Genomic DNA, 15795 nt, shown 5'->3' with positions numbered 1-15795 from the left:
CCGGGGTGAAACCCCGGCGCTACGCCGTGGATCCCCCCATTACAGCAGGTGCCGGGCCTTGATTTCCAGGTAACGATTGATGAGCGCGGGCGTGAGGTCGCCGGGCGCGACGTCGAGGACGAGTGCGCCGTGTTGTTTCAAGCGGCGCACGAGTTTATCGCGAAACGATAGGATCTCGGCGGCCGCGCCGCGCAGGTAGGGGCCGACGCCGGAGAGCGCCGCGGCCTCGCCGGAATGGCCGAGGGCGAGGGCGTCGACGTCGACGTCGCGCAGGAGCACGAGGAGCGGCAAATGGCGGGGCATGAGCCCACGCATGAGCTTTTCGAGCTCGGCGGCGGCGACCTCGTCGACGACCTGCGTGAAGAGCACGACGAGCGTCCGCTTTTTCACGCGGACGGCGAGCGCCTCGAATGCCGCCCGGTAATTCGTGGGGGCGAGGTCGGGCTCGATGTCGTAGCCGGCCTGCATGATCTTGCGCGTCGCGCGGGCGCCGCCCGTGAGCGGGGCATACGCGAGGATCTCCTCGGCGAAGGCCATCATGGAGACCTTGTCGCCGCCGCGGGAGGCGACGTGCGAGAGCATGAGCGTCGCGTTCAGGGCGTGATCGAAGAGCGAGAGGTTCGCGAACTCGGCCGTCATGAGGCGGCCGGCGTCGATCAGGAAGACGACGTTCTGGTCGCTCTCGAGCTGGTATTCGCGGGCAATGAGCTTCTTGCGGCGCGCCGTGGCCCGCCAGTCGATGCTGCGATATTCGTCCTCGCGGCGATACTCGCGCAGGCGCGCGAACTCGCTCTCGCCGCCGAGGCGACGTGACGCGCGCACGCCGGCGGGGTCGCGGTCCTGCCGCGCGAGGAGCTCGTAGCCGCGGACGGCTTCGAGGTCGGGGTACACCTTGACGGGCGAGCGCGCGGAAATGGGGTACTGGCGAATCCAGAGGCCGAGGGGCGAAGGATAACGGACGTAATGGTCGCCGAGGACGTGGGCGCCGCGGCGGGAGGGCGTGACGCGGTACTTGAGGGTCGCGTGTCCGCGCGGCGGGAGCTCCGCTTCGAGAGGGAGCTCTTCGCTCTCGGAAGAAGGGAAGAGCTCCTCCTGGACGCGCACGTGGAGCTTGCGCCGCGCGAGGGAGCGGACGTCGAGGGAGATGACGTTTGGCCGGCCAATCGAGAGCACGGCCGGGGCGCGACGGACGACGGAGACCAAGCGGCGCCGCGCGAGGAGGGCGTCGAGCAGCGCGAGCAGGACGATCGCGCCGTCCGTGAGGAGCATGGGGAGGATCAATCCCCGGTCGAGGAGCGTGAGAAAAGAAAGGACGAGCGGCCCCGCGAACAGGAGGACGAGCGCGCGCGAGGGGACCATGTCGATGTCAGGCCGCCGTGCGCGGGACCTTCGCCTCGCGCAGGATGTCTTCGACGCAATCGTCGGCGCTCGTGCCTTCGATCTCGGCGTCGGGGTGGAGGATCAAGCGGTGGCGCAGGACGGCGGGGGCGAGGGCCTTGACGTCGTCCGGGGTGACGAAATCGCGCCCCTCGCTGGCGGCGCGCGCGCGCGCCGAGCCGAGGAGGCCAATCGAGCCGCGCGGGGAGGAGCCGAGGTAAACGGCGCGGTGGGCGCGGGTGCGGGCGACGATGTCGGTGATGTATTCGATGATGCCGTCGTCGACGCGGACGGCGCCGAGGGCCGCGCGCATGGCGAGGATCTCGTCGGCGGAGGCGATGCGCTCGATGCCCGCGCGATCGAGCTTCGCCGCGGAGAAGCCGTCGACGTGGTGGCGGAGGATCTGCTTTTCGACGGCGGGCCCGGGGTAACGGACGTGCAATTTGACGAGGAACCGGTCGAGCTGGGCCTCGGGCAAGGGATAGGTGCCCTGCGATTCGACGGGGTTTTGCGTGGCGATGACGAGAAAAGGCTCGGGCAGGGGGCGCGTGACGCCGTCGGTGGTGACGGCGAGGTCCTGCATGGCTTCGAGCAAGGCGCTTTGCGTCTTCGCGGGGGCGCGATTGATCTCGTCGGCGAGGAGGAGCTGCGTGAAGACCGGGCCCTCGTGGAAGACGAAGCGGTCCTCTTTCTGGTCGAAGACGTTGCCGCCGGTGACGTCGCTCGGCATGAGGTCGGGCGTGAATTGAATGCGGCGGAAGCTCGCGCCGAAGACATGGGCGAGGGTGCGGACGAGCAGCGTTTTCCCGAGGCCGGGGACGCCCTCGATGAGGACGTGGCCGCCGGCCAGGATCGCGAGGAGCGTGGTCTCGATGATCTCGTCCTGGCCGAGGAGGACCTTGCCCGCCTCGCGGCGGATGCGATCGAAGGTGTCGCGGAAGAGGGACAGGTTCATGCTTTTCGGGTCTTCTTGCGGGAGCGCTCGCGGGAGGTCTGGGCGAGGAAATGGTCGAGGTGGCGCATGACGGCGAAATCGGACGCGGCCTGGGCGCGGTCCTTGCCCCGCGAGCGGCCGCGGGGCGAAACGTCGCCGGAGCGGAGGGACGCGGGGGCCGCCTCTTTTTGCGCCTCGGTGGCCTCGACGAGGACGTGCATGACCTCGCCCGTGGATTTGCCGACGCGGACGCCGATGGCCTCGGCGAGGCCGGACAAACCATGGCGGCCCTCGCGCGGGACACGCTCGCGGAGGCGCTCGACGGCCCACGCAGCATAAAGGCCGAGGGCGTGGCGCGAGGCGCCGGCGCGGGCATAAGCGAGGCCGAGGGCGCGGACGTGATCGGCAAAGGCGCGGCGGCGATTCGCGGGCGGATCGCGCAGGACGCCGAAGGCGCGGCCCTGCCAGAGGAAAAAGAGGCCGAGGAGCAAGAGGAGCTGGAGGAGAATGGGCAGGAGGCGCGCGCGGCTCAGGGTTTCGAGCGGTGTGTCGGCGCCGAGGGAGGTCCACGCGTCGCAGAGCTCGACTTCGCGGTGGAGCGGGCGGAAGAGGGAGATCAAAAAAGCCGCGTTGTCGCCGGCCGTCAAGGCGACGTTCGTGAAGAGTTTGTCGTCGGCGAGGACGATGACGCGCCCGTCGCCGACCTGCTTGAAGGACGCGTACGCGCCGACGCCACGGCCCAGCATGCGATCGGCATCCGTGAGCGTGAGCGATGGCCCACGGGGAACGGCGAGGGAGATTTCACCGAACTGGGATTCATAGGCCGCGGAGGGAACGATTTCGCTGTCGACGATGGAATCCGGTTCGAGGGACGCGCCGGTCCAGCCGGGGAGGCCTTGCACGCCCGCGATGACGAGATCGCCGCCCGCCTCGACCCAGGATTGCAAGCGGCGGAAATCGGCGGCCGAGACGTCGAGGTCCGGCAGGAGGACGAGGGTCGCGTCGTCCTCGTCGGGCAGTTTGTCGAGAGGGTCGCGGCGATGGCGGAGCTCGATGCCATAGGCCGAGAGCATGGCGCCAATCGCGTGCGTGCCCGAGGGCGAGGTGTCGCCGCGGAAGACGCCGTCGGATTCGCCCAGCGCGGCGACGCGGCCGCAAGAGACGGTCGCGGAGAGGCCAAGGAGCACCACGAGAATGCCGAGGGCGCGCGAGACGAGGGGGACGACGCGGTCGTGAATGCGGGCGAAGGCCTCGGCCGAGGGCGCGCGGGAGCCGAACTGGACGCTCTCGACGTCGGCGACGATGCTCCGCACGTCCGCGGCGATCTCGGGCCGCTCGCGGCGCAAGGTGCGCACGTAATCGCCGTTCGTGCGAGAGGCGTGGATCTCGATGATGCCGTCGCCGTCGAGGCGCCGGAGGAGCGCGGCATAAACGTCGTCGATCGCGGGACCGAACGCGCCGCGCTGGGCCGCCGCGCGTGCGCGGGCGAGGAGGCGGGCGACGTCGGTCTCCACGGGGCCGCGGGGCGCGTGTCGTCGCTCGCCCGGGGCATTCGCGGGGAGATCGTCGGGCGGGGGCTCGTCCTCGGGCGCGTCGCGCTCGGAGAGGACGTTTTTCAGGACCATCCACGCGATGAAGGCGATGAAGCCGCCGAGCAGGACGAAAAAGAGGATGCGCGCGAAGCCGCTGGCGGCGCTGCCGATGGCCGGATCCACGGGCTCGGGCGGCGGCGGGGGATTCGCGGGTCCTGGTTCGGCCTGCCCCTTCCCTTCCCCGCCGCCGGGGCTCTGGCCGGGCGCGTCGCCGGGTTTGCCCGGACCGTCCTGTCCACCGGGTTTGCCCGAGCCGTTCTGTGCGCCGGGTTTGCCCGGACCGGACGCGTCCCCGCTGCCATTCGGGCCTTGCTCGCCGCCGGAGTTGTCCTGCCCTGGTGTGCCCGAGCTCGATCCATTTCCGTCACCGCCGGGGCCGCTCCCCGTGCCCGTCCCGCCCGCGCCGGGCGTCCCATCGCCGGAGGCGCTGCCGGAAGATCCCTCGAATCGGCGGACGGCCGTGCGATCGTCGCGACCGGAGGATCGTCCGGCCAAACAGCGGGACCCTGCCTTGCAACTCGGGGAGATGCCAGCCGGCGGGCCGCCTTTTTCGATCGGCGCGGGCTCCTTGCGGCAAGCCGCGGGGAGCGACGGACAAGGCACGCTCTCGTCGTCGATGAGCGAGCAAAAGGCGCGCTCGTCGTCGCCGAGGGGATAATCGTCCTCGTGGCAGAATCGATACCGGGCGTCGGTGAGGACCTCGCGGACCCGATCGTCGGCGTTGTACACCGGGCTCGCGCCGAGCGCCGAGAGGAGCAGGACGAACTTGATCACGCGGCCCTCCTGCGCTCCTGCTCGGCCCGAGCGCGGATCGCCGTGAAACGAAGCTGGATGTCCCAGCCGTCCTCCCGCGTGCGGGTGTCGATGTAATAAAGGAACCGCGCCGTGGCGACGAACGGTACAGCCAGGAAAAACCCGGCGAGGGCCGCCGGCGAGCCGCCGTCCTCGAAGAGCCAGCCGAAAGGTCGGCCGAACTGGAGGAGGTCGTTCACGAGCCCGTCGAAGAGGAGCTCGGCCGTGAGGACACCACCGAATCGCGCGCCGAGGAGCATGAGGAGGACGAGGAACGCGTCGCCGGTGCGCATCGAGACGAGCCGCTGGGCGCGGTCATACGCGCGAGAGCCAGAGAGGCCTTCGAGCAGGCATGCCTCGTCGAGGAGCAGGAGGCGAATGCCGACGAATGGCAGGAGGAGAAACAACGTGAGGGTGCCGATCACGAGGCCGAGGGTACGAATGACGAACGAGCCGAGGAGCGCGCCGAACCGCTTGCGAAAAAGGGCGAAGACGGCGCGCGGGGTGATGGTGGGCGAAAAGATGATCTGGCTGACGGCGACCGTGAAGAGGGCCTCGACGAAGGGCACGGTGAGAAAGGCGGCGAGCCAGACGAGGCTCCACGGGGCATCGAGCGTATACCGGAGCGCGAGGCATCCAGCGAGGAGCGGGACGATGGCGAAGAGGGTGAGCCGCGTGTAAAGGGAGAATGCGAGGGAGAAGCAGATGCGAAACGCGAGGTCCATGACCTCGGTGAGGCTGCGGGGGCGCAGGACGATCGCGGAGTCGCCGAGGTTCAACGAGCCCTCCCGCGTTCACGGCCGGCGAAGAGGAAATAAGCCGTGACGAGCAAGGAGAAGAGGGCGGCGACGGTCCATTTGACGGGCGGCGGCGCGCCCGAGGGGGACCAGAATCCCTCGATGCCCGCGGCGATGAGCAGCATGACGGCCGCGCCCACGACGAGCCGAACGATGTCGGGCGCGCTCTCGCGGAGCGAGCCGAGGCGCGTGCGGCCGCGCGTGATGACGAGGGAATACCCCATGCGGAGCCCCGCCGCGCCCGCGACGACGATGGCCGTGAGCTCGAAGGGCCCATGCCCGCACATGAACGTGCCGATGTTCCGGCCAAACCCGGCCGCAGTGACCCAGCCAGTCACCATGCCGATGTTGAGGCCGTTGTAGATGAGGTAAAAGACGCTGCCGAGGCCGAAGAAGATGCCGGTCGCGAAGCAACGGAACGCAATGCCGACGTTGTTGCGGACGTAAAACCCGGCCATCGCGGAGTCGGCCCCCTCGCCGCGGCCCTCGTCGAAGCCCTTCGAATACATGTCGGCCATGCCGTCGAGCATGCTGCGCGGGAGGATCTGCGAGGCGGCGTCGGGGACGAAGAGCGCGAGGACGATGCCAATGGCGCAGGGGATCAGGAAGAGCGCGGAGGAGAGGGCAAAAAACGAGGCGTTCTTGCGGAGCGTGCGAGGGAAGTCGCGGGTGAGGAGGGACCAGAAGGCCGGGATGCGGAAAGGTTCGGCACCATAAAGGGCGCTGTGCGCGCGGCCGGCGAGGTTGTCGAGGTACGCGACGAGGTCGGGCGTGCAGCGGGCGCGGCAGAGGACGAGGTCGCCCGAGAGGGACCGATACAGCGCGGCGGCGCGGGAAATGGAGGGGCCGTCGAGGTGGTGCAGGGCCTCGGCGCGCGAGACGATGGTTTCGAGCTCGCGCCAATCGACCTGGCGCGCCGCGACGATCTCGTCCTGGCTCTTCACAGAGGCCTCCTGCGCTCGCTGGCGCGCGCGTGAATCAAGGCGAGGAGGCGCGCGGAGTCCTTGTTCCGGATCCCCATGCGGCTCGCGAAGATGGGCGCGACCATGGCCGCGAGCTCTTCCTCACGCGCAGGGCCGAGGCCATTTTTGCGGCGAAGAAAGAGCTCGATGGCCTCGAGTTCGTCGCCGGAGAGCGGGAGGCGCTGCGGGAGGCTCGAGAGCTCCTTCGGGGTGGGGGGAGGATCGATGCGGAGCGTGGTGGCGACGGCGCGGCGCTCCTCGACGATGACCATCGTGCCCGCGACCATGTCGCCGAGGCGCCGAAAACGGCCGTCGCGCGCCATCACGACGAGGCCGATGGCATACCCCAAAGGGAGGAAATCGGCGGCGCGGAGGAGGTTGCGGAGAAAACTGTCGCCAATGCGCAAGGGATGGCCGTGGACGGAGACGACCCGCAGATCGAGCGCACGTTTGCCCGGGGTGCGGCCATTCCAGGCGATTTCCCAGAGCGTGTAATACGTCCACTCGAGGAGAAAATGGATGACCAGGAGGAGCCCGACCGAGAGGTCGGAGATGGCATCACCGACGGCGAGGCCGCCCATGAGCGCGAAGATGGCGAAGACGACGAGGATGGCGCCACGAATGAGCCAGTCGAGGACCCAGGCGACGACGCGGCGAGCAGGGCCGGCGACGGGGTAATGGAACCGCACGTGCTCGGGTGTCTCGATCTCCGCGGTGGTGTCGATCGGCTGGAGGCGTCGGGCAGGCTCCGCCATGGGGCGGATGACATCACATCACGAGAGAGGCGTGGGGGTCAAACGACGTCGTCGTCGCCTTCGGTCGCCGCTTCGCGCGCCTCTTGTTCCTCGGGCTCTTCGCCGACGATCCACGCGACCTCGGCCCACAAGGCATCGAGGTCGAGCTCGAGTCCTTCACATCCAGGGAGCCTCAGCTTTCCCTCGGAGACGGCGGCATCGAGGACGTAACGACCATCCGCGCCGAGCTCGTAGAGCTCGAGCACACGCGCTTCCGGGTCGACGAGCAGGTAGAGCTTGACACCGAAGCGGGCGTACTCGGAGCGCTTGTCGAGTCGATCACGCCGGACGTCGCGGGGACGCGGGGAGAGGACCTCGACGACGAGCAAAGGCGCGGTGCGGGAGAGAGAGCCGCGTCCGAGGCGCGTCCCGGGGGCATACATGGACACGTCGGGCTTGCGTCCGCGTGTCTTGGAAACGCCGAGCTTGTGTTCAGCGCCGAAGACCGCAGCGCGGCGCTCGGCGCCCCAGACGCCGAGCATGCGGAAAAGCCATGCTGCAACGGCCTCGTGCAGATTGTCCGGCACTTCTTCATCCTCCAGGTGGCCATCGACGAGCTCGCCCGGCTCGTCCTCGTCCATATCCGCCCATTCGTCGAGGGTCATGGGTGCCGGCGGGAGGATCTCGGCGGTCGCGAGAGAGCGCATGAGCGCAGTGTACCACGCAGAGAAAGCAGGGCACCCCCGCCCTCCCGAAAAAAGGGCGGTCCGGATGTTCCCGGTCAAACCCCCGCAGCGTGGAGCGCAAGCACGATCGCCGCGACGAGGAGCAATGCGCCAACGACATACAGCAGAATGGTCCGCGACCTCGCCGGCGCCGCGCTCGGGAGGGCCACCGCCGCGGCCGTCGGCGCGGCGACAGACGCGGCGACAGGCGCGGCCGCGGGCGCCGCGCGCGTGTGCGACGGGAGGGGAAGGCCGCGCTTTTTGAGCCAGTCGCCGAGCGCTTCATACATCTCGGCGGCGGTCTGGAAGCGGGCGTTGGGGTCGCGCGACATGGCGCGGCGAATGATGGCCGAGAGCTCGGGATCGAGCGAAGGCAGGTGCGTCTCGGGCGGCGGCGGATCCTGCGAGACCACGCGGAACGCGAGCTCGACGGCATTTCTCACGTCAAACGGGACCTTGCCCGTGACGCTTTCGTAGAGGATGACGCCCGCGGCATAGATGTCGGTGCGCGGGTCGACCTTGTCGGAGCTGCGGATCTGCTCCGGCGACATGTACATCGGCGTGCCGACCATGGCTCCGGTGCGCGTGAGGTCCTGGTCCGCATTCGCGAGCTTCGAGGCGCCGAAATCGAGGATCTTGAGGAATTCGCTGCCCTCCCGGCCCGGCACGAGGAAAAGATTCGCCGGCTTCAAGTCACGGTGCACGATGCCGAGCGCGTGCGCCTTCGAGAGGCCGGCGAGGAGCTGGAGGACGAGGGATACGGCCTCCTCCGACGGGAGCGGGCGGCGCTTGCGCAAAAGGTCGGCGAGCGTGCCGCCGTCGAGGTATTCGAGGACGATGAATCGTCCCTCGGGCGAAGCGCCCGCGCCATGCACGAGGACGATGTGATCGGAGCCGATGCGGCTCGCGGCCTCGGCCTCGCGCTCGAATCGCTGGACGACCTCGGTGTTCTGGGAGAGCTCGCGGTGCAGGAGCTTCACCGCGACGCGATGGCCACGCACGTCGTCGACGGCCTCGTACACGGCGCTGACCGCGCCCTCGCCGAGGAATCGCACGACACGAAAGCGCCCCGCGACGAGATGACCAGGCTGGAGCTCCATGATGTCCCGTCAAGCCTCCAGGACGACAGCGCTCTTGGGATTCCAACCAACGACGACCGAGCTGCCCTGCTCGATATGGCCGTGCGTGGCCGGCGGCTCGGTGGCGACGACACGCTCGCCGCCCGCGAGGCGCACGACGGTCTTCCAGACGGAGCCGACGAAGACGGTCTCCTCGACCGTGCCGGGGAGCGCGACGTCCTCGGCCTCGCCGTCGCCCGCTTTGCGTACGGTGACCATTTCGGGGCGTACGCTCAAAGAAATGCGGTGGCCCGCTTCGAGGACGGCGTCGGGCTCGATCGGGATGCGCGCGCTCCCGAGGGAAAACGCGTGCGCGGAGCCGTCACGGAAGACCTCGCCCGCGAGGAGGTTCGTCTCGCCGATGAAATCGGCGACGAATCGGGTCTTCGGGCGGTTGTAAATGGCGACGGGCGCGTCGATCTGCTCGATCCGGCCGCCGTTCATGACCGCGACGCGGTCGCTCATCGTGAGCGCCTCCTCCTGGTCGTGCGTGACGTAGACGAACGTCATGCCGAGCTTGCGCTGGAGGCTCTTCAGCTCGAATTGCATCTCCTTGCGGAGCTTCAAGTCGAGGGCGCCGAGGGGCTCGTCGAGCAGGAGCACGGAAGGACCATTGACGATCGCGCGCGCGACGGCGACGCGCTGCTGCTGGCCGCCGGAGAGCTCGCGAGGCTTGCGCGCGGCGAACGCGTCCATGCGCACCATGGCGAGGACCTCGGTCACTTTGCGCTCGATCTCGGCCTTGGGGAGGCGCTTCTGTTCGAGGCCATAAGCGACGTTCTGGCGCACGCTCATGTGCGGGAAGAGGGCGTAGCTCTGGAAGACCGTGTTGACGTCGCGCTTGTAGGGCGGGAGCGCGGAGACCTCGCGGCCGCCCAGGTAAATCTCGCCCGAGGTGGGCAGCTCGAAGCCGCCGATCATGCGGAGCGTCGTGGTCTTGCCGCACCCGCTCGGGCCGAGGAAGGTGAGGAATTCGCCCTTCTCGATGGATAGATCGAGCGACTTGACGACCTCGACGTCGCCGAAGCGCTTGACGACCTTGCGTAGCTCCACGATGCCCAAAACGATTACTCCTTGTCGCGGCCGCCGAGCGCGGTGCCGAGCAGGATGAGGCCGATCGATCCGGCGAAGACGAGCGTCGAGATGGCGTTGACCTCGGGAGAAATGCCCCGGCGCATCATGGCCCAGATCTGAATGGGGAGGGTGTTGTCGCCCGCGATGAGGAAAAACGTGACCGGAATCTCGTCGAGCGAGAGCGTGAACGAGAGGAGCGCCGAGCCGATGATGGCCGTCTTGATGTTCGGCAGGATGACCCGGAAAAACGTGGTGAGCGGCGGCGCGCCGAGATCCGCCGAGGCCTCTTCGAGCGACGGATCGAGGCGCCGGAGGCGCGCATAGACCTGCGTCAGCGTGATCGCGATGAGGAACGTGCCGTGGCCAATGAGGACGGCGAGCAGCGAGACGGGGACGCCGATGAGCGGAAAGAAGCTCAACATGGCGACGCCCGTGACGATGCCCGGCAAGGTGAGCGGCAAAAGGACGATCCGTTCGAGGATACGTTTGCCCGGGAACTCGTGGCGCGCGAGCGCGATGGCCCCGGGCACGCCGAGGAGGAGGCCGATCGACGTGCCGCCGAGCGCGATGAGGAGGCTGATGCGGAGCGCCGACACGAGCTGCTCGTCCTCGAGCAGCACGCGATACCAGCGAAGGGAGAAGCCGCGCATCGGGAAGACGTTCACCGCGTCGGGGTTGAACGAATACACGACGACGACGACCATCGGCAGGTAGATGAACGCGAGGACGAACGCCGCCGCAGCGCCCACGAAGAGCGTCGGCAAATCGAATTTTCGTGTCATCGCGCGCCTCCGAGGCGGCCGCGGCCCGATTCGAGGCTCGCGAACGATTTTTCGGCGCGGGACGTCGTCTCGAGGAGCGCCACGACCACGACGAGCAGGACGATTCCGACGACGGAGCCGAGGGGGCGATCGTTCGAGGTGCCGAAGAGGTTCTGCACGACGTTCGAGATCATGAGGTTGTCGGTGCCGCCGAGCAGGACGGGCGCGAGGAAATCGCCGAGCGTCAGGACGAACGCGAACGTGCCGCCCGCGATGACGCCGGGGAGCGAGAGCGGCAAGACGACGCGGAAGAACGTGGTCAGGCGGCCGGCGCCGAGGTCCTTCGACGCCTCGACGAGCGAGCGCGGGATCTGCTCGAACGCCGTGTACACCGGCATGAGGACGAACGGCGTGTAGATGTGGACGAGGCCGATGACGATGGCCCATTCACTATAGAGAAAGGCCTCGACGGGCGCGTCCGTGATCTTCGCCCATTGCAGGAAGGAGTTCAGGATCCCCTCGCGGCCGAGGATGATCTTCCACGCATACGCGCGGACGATGTAGCTCACCCAGAGGGGGACGATGATGAGGCTGTAGAGCAGCTCCTTCCAGCGGCGCACCTTGAACGCGATGAAGTACGCGAGCGGCACGCTGAAGAGCACGGAGAGGCTCGTGACCGTCAGCGCGATCTTGAACGTGTAGAGCAGCGTGCTCCGGTAGAGGGTCTTCGTGAAGAAGGCCTTCCACGGGTCGAGCGTGGGCTCGAGGACGACGTTTCCGAGGTCATCCGAGCCGAGGAAGCTCTGGATGAACAGGCCCAGGTACGGCAGGACGAGAAAACAGAGCAGCCAGAGCGCAGGGGGCAGGACGAGGAACAGGAGCGCCCGCCTCTTCGGCGGGTTTTGCGTGTGAACCGTGGCCTTCGCGGCGGGCGCCGTATCCATGCTCGTTCGCCTACTTCGCGCTCTTCACCTCGTTCCAGAGCTCGTTGTACTTCTTGCGCTCCTTCACGTATTGCCAGAAGTTGAGGCGCTTGAAGTACGTCTCGCCCTCGGTGACACACGGGCTCTTCTTGAGGTCCTCGGACATGTGCTCCTTGGCCTTCGCATTCGCCACGCAATACCCGCCCGTCGCCTCGAAGACGAGCGCCTGGGCCTTCGGCGTCGTGACGTAATCGAGGTACGCGAGCGCGAGCTCCTTGTTCTTCGACGACGAGGTGATCATGAGCCGATCGATCCAGCCCGTCGCGCCCTCCTCCGGAATCACGCCCTTGAGGTTCAAGCCCTCCTTGTTGAGCGTGCCGACCGTGAGCGGCCAGCCGACGGCCAGGACGACCTCCTTGTTCTTGAAGAGATCGTTGAGTTCACCCGCGGTCGCCCAGTACTTGCGCACCTGGGGCTTGAGCTCGACGAGCTTCTTCTTCGCCTCCGCAAGCTCTGCGTCCGTCATGTTGTAGAGCGCCGCCGGGTTCGTCTTGTCGAGCCCCATGATCTGGCCGACGAGATAGATGTTCGAGATGTCGTCCCAGAGGGTGACCTTGCCCTTGTATTGCGCGTCGTAGAAGACCTTCCAGCTCTTCGGCTCCTCCTTCACGACATTCGCGTCGTAAATGAGGTAATCGGGGCCCCAGGTGAAGGGGACGCCGTATTGCTTGCCGTCCTTCTTGGCGTCGTCGAGGTTCTTCAGCGCGTCCGCGAGGTCGCCCCAGCTCGAGATCTTCGTGGTGTCGATCGGATCGACGAGGCCGCCCTGCACGAGGGGATACGCGACGTCCGAGGACGGCGAGACGACATCGTACACGCCGGGGCTCGACTTGAGCTTCGCCACGAGCTCGTCGCTCGAACCGAAATACGTGTACTTGACGGTGACGCCGTATTTCTCCTCGAACCCCTTCGTGAACTTGGGATCGGCATACCCCTCCCAGGTGAGCAGGTTCAGGGTTTGTCCCTTGAACTTCTCGGCAGGGTCGGCCGGCTTCTGCACCGCGGGCGCCGCGCTCCCCGTCGGCGCCGCGCCCTCCGGCTTCTTCTCGCCCTGACAGCCGAGCGAAGCGATCCCGAGCACGGCGAGGCCCGCCGCCGATACCCACGAAGACATACGAATCATCGCGAATCCTCCAATCCCCACGGACGGGTCTATCCCCGGTACGAAATGACGGTCTTGCGCTCGCTGTACTCTTCCATCGCGTAACGAACGCCCTCGCGGCCGAGGCCGGACTCCTTCACGCCGCCATAAGGCATGTGATCGGCGCGATAGGTGGGGACCTCGTTGATCATGACGCCGCCGACCTCGAGATCCTCGGCCGCGCGACGCGAGACGCGCAAGCTGTCGGTGAAGACGCCCGCCTGCAGGCCATACTTGGAACGATTGACCGCCTCGATGGCCTCGCCGACGTCGCGATAGGTGAGCAGGTTGAGCACCGGGCCGAAGACCTCCTCGCGCACGATCGCGAGCGCCTCGCCCGGACGATCGATCACCGTCGGCTGGATGAGGTTGCCCTCGCGTTTGCCGCCGCAAAGGACGTTCGCGCCCGACTTCTGCGCCTCGTCGATCCACGTGGTGATGCGATCGGCCGCCTTGCCGTCGATGACCGGGCCGACGAGCACGCCCTCGGCGCGCGGATCGCCGGTCTTGATGCGAGCGACCTCCTCGACCAGGAAGCCGCGGAACGCCTCCTCGACGCTCTCCTCGACCCAGACGTTTTGCACGGAAATGCAGACCTGGCCGGCATACGCGAAAGCGCCGTACGCGACGCGGGAAGCAGCGCGGACGAGGTCGGCCCCGCCGTGGACGATGACCGCGGCATTGCCGCCGAGCTCGAGCACGGTGCGCTTGCCGCGCGCCATGCCCTGGATGCTCCAGCCGACGGAGGCGCTGCCCGTGAAGCTGACGACGGCGACGCGCGGGTCACGAATCGCGCGCCCCGTGACCTCGTTCGGCGCGGTGATCGTCTGGAGCGCGGCGAGCGGGATGGTCTCGCGGCTCTCGGAGACCTCGTTCGCCGCCGCCTCGAAGACCTCGCCGAGGAGGCGGACGGCGCCCGGGGTCTGCGGCGCCGGCTTGACGAGCACGGGCGCGCCGATCGCGAGCGCAGGCACGACCTTGTGCGCGACGAGGTTCAGCGGGAAGTTGAAGGGCGTGATCGCGAGGACGGGCCCACGCGGGACGAAGAGGCTCGTGCCCGGCTCGTACGCGCGGCCCGCCGCGTCGATGTCGACGGGGAAGACCTCGCCGCCGTAACGCTTGGCCTCCTCGGCGCCGACGATGAAGGTGGTGATCGCGCGAGACACCTCGGCGTCCGCGAGCGCCGCGGGTTTGCCGGCCTCGTCGACGATCGCCGCGACGAACTTCGCGCGATCCTCGTCGATCCGCCGCGCCATCGCGGCGAGGAGGCGGCTGCGCAGGTACCGGCTCGTCTTGCGGAAGCGCGTCTGCGCGGCCTTCGCGGCGGAAAGCGCGCGCTCCATGAGCGCGTCGTCCGCCTCCTCCGCGACCGCGACGATGCGGCCGCTGTAGGGGGACTTGATGGTGTGCGTGCGGGACGACTCCCGCCACGCGCCGTCAATGAAGAGCAAGTGCCGGCTCATGCGCTCCTCCCGAGTTCTGCGAGCCCCGCTTCGAGGACCACGAGCCCTTCGTCGAGCTCCGTGTCTTCGAGGGTGAGCGGCGGGGCGAGGCGAATGACGTTGCCGTACGTGCCAGCGCCGAGGACGACGACGCCGTGCTGATAACAGTACTTCGCGAGCGCTTGGGCCGAGGCCTTGTCGGGCTCCCGCGTGTGGGGATCTTTCACGAGCTCGATGGCCCGCATGGGCCCGATGCCGCGGACCTCGCCGATGATCGGGAAACGCTCTTTCCACGCGAAGAGGCGCGCACCGATGGTCTCGCCGACGGCGTGGATGCGTTTCAGGAGCGCGCCGCCGTCGGCCTCGAAGCGATCGAGCACGGCGAGCGCGGCCGCGCAGGCGACGGGGTTGCCGCCGAACGTGCCGCCGATCGCGCCCTCGACGGGCGCATCCATGATCTCGGCGCGCCCGACGACCGCGGAGATCGGCAGGCCCGAGCCGAGGCCCTTCGCGAGCGTGACGAGGTCCGGCTCGACGCCGTAGTGCTCGCACGCGAAGAGCTTGCCGGTGCGGCCGAACCCGGTCTGGATCTCGTCCACGATGAGGACGATGCCGTGCGCTTTGCAGAAGCTCGCGAGCTCTCGGACGAAAGCCGCGGGCGCGTCGATGAAGCCGCCCTCGCCGAGGACGAGCTCGATGACGACCGCGGCGACGTTGTTCGCGCCGACGTGGTGCAGGACGAGCTCGGAGAACTCGCGCATGGCCCACGCGGAGGCGTCGGGCTCGGGCGAGCGATAGGCGTAGGGGAACGGCGTGCGGTAGACCTCGGGGACGAACGGCGCGAAGCCCTGCCGATAACCGACCTTGCTGGTCATCGTCATCGCGAGGTAGGTGCGGCCGTGGAAGGCGTGGTCGAAGACGACGACGCCCTGACGCTTCGTGTGGGCGCGGGCGATCTTGACGGCGTTCTCCACGGCCTCGGCGCCGCTGTTCGCGAGGAAGGCCTTCTTCGCGAAAGCGCCGGGCGTGATGCGGTTCAGGCGTTCACAGAGCGCGACGTAGCCCTCGTACGGGACGACGTTGAAGCTCGTGTGCAGGAACCGCTCGGCCTGCGTCTGCACGGCCCGCACGACGTCCTCGGGCGTGTGGCCGAGGTTCGTCACGGCGATACCGGAGGCGAAATCGAGGAGTCGATTGCCGTCGACGTCCTCGATCACCGCGCCGTGCGCCTTCGCCACGAAGATGGGCGTGCCGTGGAACGGCCCCCGGGCGACCGCCGCGCGACGCTGTTCCATGAGCGCCCGGCTCCGAGGCCCCGGAATCTCGGTCTTCAATTCGATCCGCATGCGGTCTCTCCCAAAAA

The 15795-nt window shown here is 68.2% G+C and carries 14 protein-coding genes; all 14 read right to left on the bottom strand.

Annotated elements, in window-relative coordinates:
- Window positions 1-39: 39 nt before the first annotated feature.
- The 14 genes from QHF83_RS05980 to gabT all read right to left on the bottom strand — a co-directional run bounded on the left by QHF83_RS05980 (window position 40) and on the right by gabT (window position 15778).
- Window positions 40-1359: a DUF58 domain-containing protein gene (locus tag QHF83_RS05980; protein WP_282416799.1), complete on the bottom strand. Its 1320-nt coding sequence runs from the start codon at window positions 1357-1359 to the stop codon at window positions 40-42.
- Window positions 1360-1366: 7 nt separating this feature from the next.
- Window positions 1367-2332 carry a MoxR family ATPase gene (locus tag QHF83_RS05975; RefSeq protein ID WP_282416798.1) on the bottom strand — a complete coding sequence of 322 codons (966 nt, stop codon included), beginning with the start codon at window positions 2330-2332 and terminating at the stop codon, window positions 1367-1369.
- Complete coding sequence (locus QHF83_RS05970; protein WP_282416797.1) at window positions 2329-4677, bottom strand: DUF4350 domain-containing protein; 2349 nt, start codon at window positions 4675-4677, stop codon at window positions 2329-2331. The genes QHF83_RS05975 and QHF83_RS05970 overlap by 4 nt, the downstream gene beginning before the upstream one ends.
- Window positions 4674-5474, bottom strand: coding sequence for a hypothetical protein (locus QHF83_RS05965; RefSeq protein ID WP_282416796.1), 801 nt, complete (start codon window positions 5472-5474; stop codon window positions 4674-4676). Before QHF83_RS05965 ends, QHF83_RS05970 begins: the two co-directional genes overlap by 4 nt.
- Complete coding sequence (locus QHF83_RS05960; protein ID WP_282416795.1) at window positions 5471-6436, bottom strand: stage II sporulation protein M; 966 nt, start codon at window positions 6434-6436, stop codon at window positions 5471-5473. The genes QHF83_RS05965 and QHF83_RS05960 overlap by 4 nt, the downstream gene beginning before the upstream one ends.
- Window positions 6433-7209 (bottom strand): RDD family protein, encoded by a 777-nt coding sequence (locus QHF83_RS05955; protein WP_282416794.1) that lies wholly within the window; start codon window positions 7207-7209, stop codon window positions 6433-6435. Before QHF83_RS05955 ends, QHF83_RS05960 begins: the two co-directional genes overlap by 4 nt.
- A gap of 38 nt (window positions 7210-7247) precedes the next feature.
- A complete protein-coding gene (locus QHF83_RS05950) occupies window positions 7248-7895 on the bottom strand; it encodes a Uma2 family endonuclease (RefSeq protein ID WP_282416793.1) in 648 nt (215 codons plus the stop codon).
- 74 nt (window positions 7896-7969) lie between these two features.
- Window positions 7970-9013, bottom strand: a complete 1044-nt coding sequence (locus QHF83_RS05945) for a serine/threonine-protein kinase (protein ID WP_282416792.1) — start codon at window positions 9011-9013, stop codon at window positions 7970-7972.
- Window positions 9014-9022: 9 nt separating this feature from the next.
- Window positions 9023-10084 carry an ABC transporter ATP-binding protein gene (locus tag QHF83_RS05940; RefSeq protein ID WP_282416791.1) on the bottom strand — a complete coding sequence of 354 codons (1062 nt, stop codon included), beginning with the start codon at window positions 10082-10084 and terminating at the stop codon, window positions 9023-9025.
- Window positions 10085-10098: 14 nt separating this feature from the next.
- On the bottom strand, window positions 10099-10887 hold the full coding sequence (locus QHF83_RS05935; RefSeq protein ID WP_282416790.1) for an ABC transporter permease: 789 nt from the start codon (window positions 10885-10887) through the stop codon (window positions 10099-10101).
- Window positions 10884-11810, bottom strand: coding sequence for an ABC transporter permease (locus QHF83_RS05930; protein ID WP_282416789.1), 927 nt, complete (start codon window positions 11808-11810; stop codon window positions 10884-10886). Before QHF83_RS05930 ends, QHF83_RS05935 begins: the two co-directional genes overlap by 4 nt.
- A 10-nt stretch (window positions 11811-11820) precedes the next feature.
- A complete protein-coding gene (locus QHF83_RS05925) occupies window positions 11821-12972 on the bottom strand; it encodes an ABC transporter substrate-binding protein (protein WP_282416788.1) in 1152 nt (383 codons plus the stop codon).
- 29 nt (window positions 12973-13001) lie between these two features.
- On the bottom strand, window positions 13002-14453 hold the full coding sequence (locus QHF83_RS05920; protein ID WP_282416787.1) for an aldehyde dehydrogenase family protein: 1452 nt from the start codon (window positions 14451-14453) through the stop codon (window positions 13002-13004).
- Window positions 14450-15778, bottom strand: coding sequence for a 4-aminobutyrate--2-oxoglutarate transaminase (gene gabT / locus QHF83_RS05915; protein WP_282416786.1), 1329 nt, complete (start codon window positions 15776-15778; stop codon window positions 14450-14452). The genes QHF83_RS05920 and gabT overlap by 4 nt, the downstream gene beginning before the upstream one ends.
- Window positions 15779-15795 lie beyond the last annotated feature (17 nt).

It is taken from the genome of Polyangium sp. 15x6, assembly GCF_029960785.1.
Taxonomy (GTDB): domain Bacteria; phylum Myxococcota_A; class Polyangia; order Polyangiales; family Polyangiaceae; genus Polyangium.
Note: the sequence above shows the minus strand (reverse complement) of the source record. Positions and strands in the feature narration are given on the sequence as shown.

Excerpts from the sequence above, each read along its gene's own strand:
- QHF83_RS05980 (WP_282416799.1), bottom strand. The coding sequence starts at position 1,359 with ATGGTCCCCTCGCGCGCGCTCGTCCTCCTGTTCGCGGGGCCGCTCGTC.
- QHF83_RS05975 (WP_282416798.1), bottom strand. The coding sequence starts at position 2,332 with ATGAACCTGTCCCTCTTCCGCGACACCTTCGATCGCATCCGCCGCGAG.
- QHF83_RS05950 (WP_282416793.1), bottom strand. The coding sequence starts at position 7,895 with ATGCGCTCTCTCGCGACCGCCGAGATCCTCCCGCCGGCACCCATGACC.
- QHF83_RS05945 (WP_282416792.1), bottom strand. The coding sequence starts at position 9,013 with ATGGAGCTCCAGCCTGGTCATCTCGTCGCGGGGCGCTTTCGTGTCGTG.
- QHF83_RS05925 (WP_282416788.1), bottom strand. The coding sequence starts at position 12,972 with ATGATTCGTATGTCTTCGTGGGTATCGGCGGCGGGCCTCGCCGTGCTC.
- gabT (WP_282416786.1), bottom strand. The coding sequence starts at position 15,778 with ATGCGGATCGAATTGAAGACCGAGATTCCGGGGCCTCGGAGCCGGGCG.
- QHF83_RS05930 (WP_282416789.1), bottom strand. The coding sequence starts at position 11,810 with ATGGATACGGCGCCCGCCGCGAAGGCCACGGTTCACACGCAAAACCCG.
- QHF83_RS05935 (WP_282416790.1), bottom strand. The coding sequence starts at position 10,887 with ATGACACGAAAATTCGATTTGCCGACGCTCTTCGTGGGCGCTGCGGCG.
- QHF83_RS05920 (WP_282416787.1), bottom strand. The coding sequence starts at position 14,453 with ATGAGCCGGCACTTGCTCTTCATTGACGGCGCGTGGCGGGAGTCGTCC.
- QHF83_RS05955 (WP_282416794.1), bottom strand. The coding sequence starts at position 7,209 with ATGGCGGAGCCTGCCCGACGCCTCCAGCCGATCGACACCACCGCGGAG.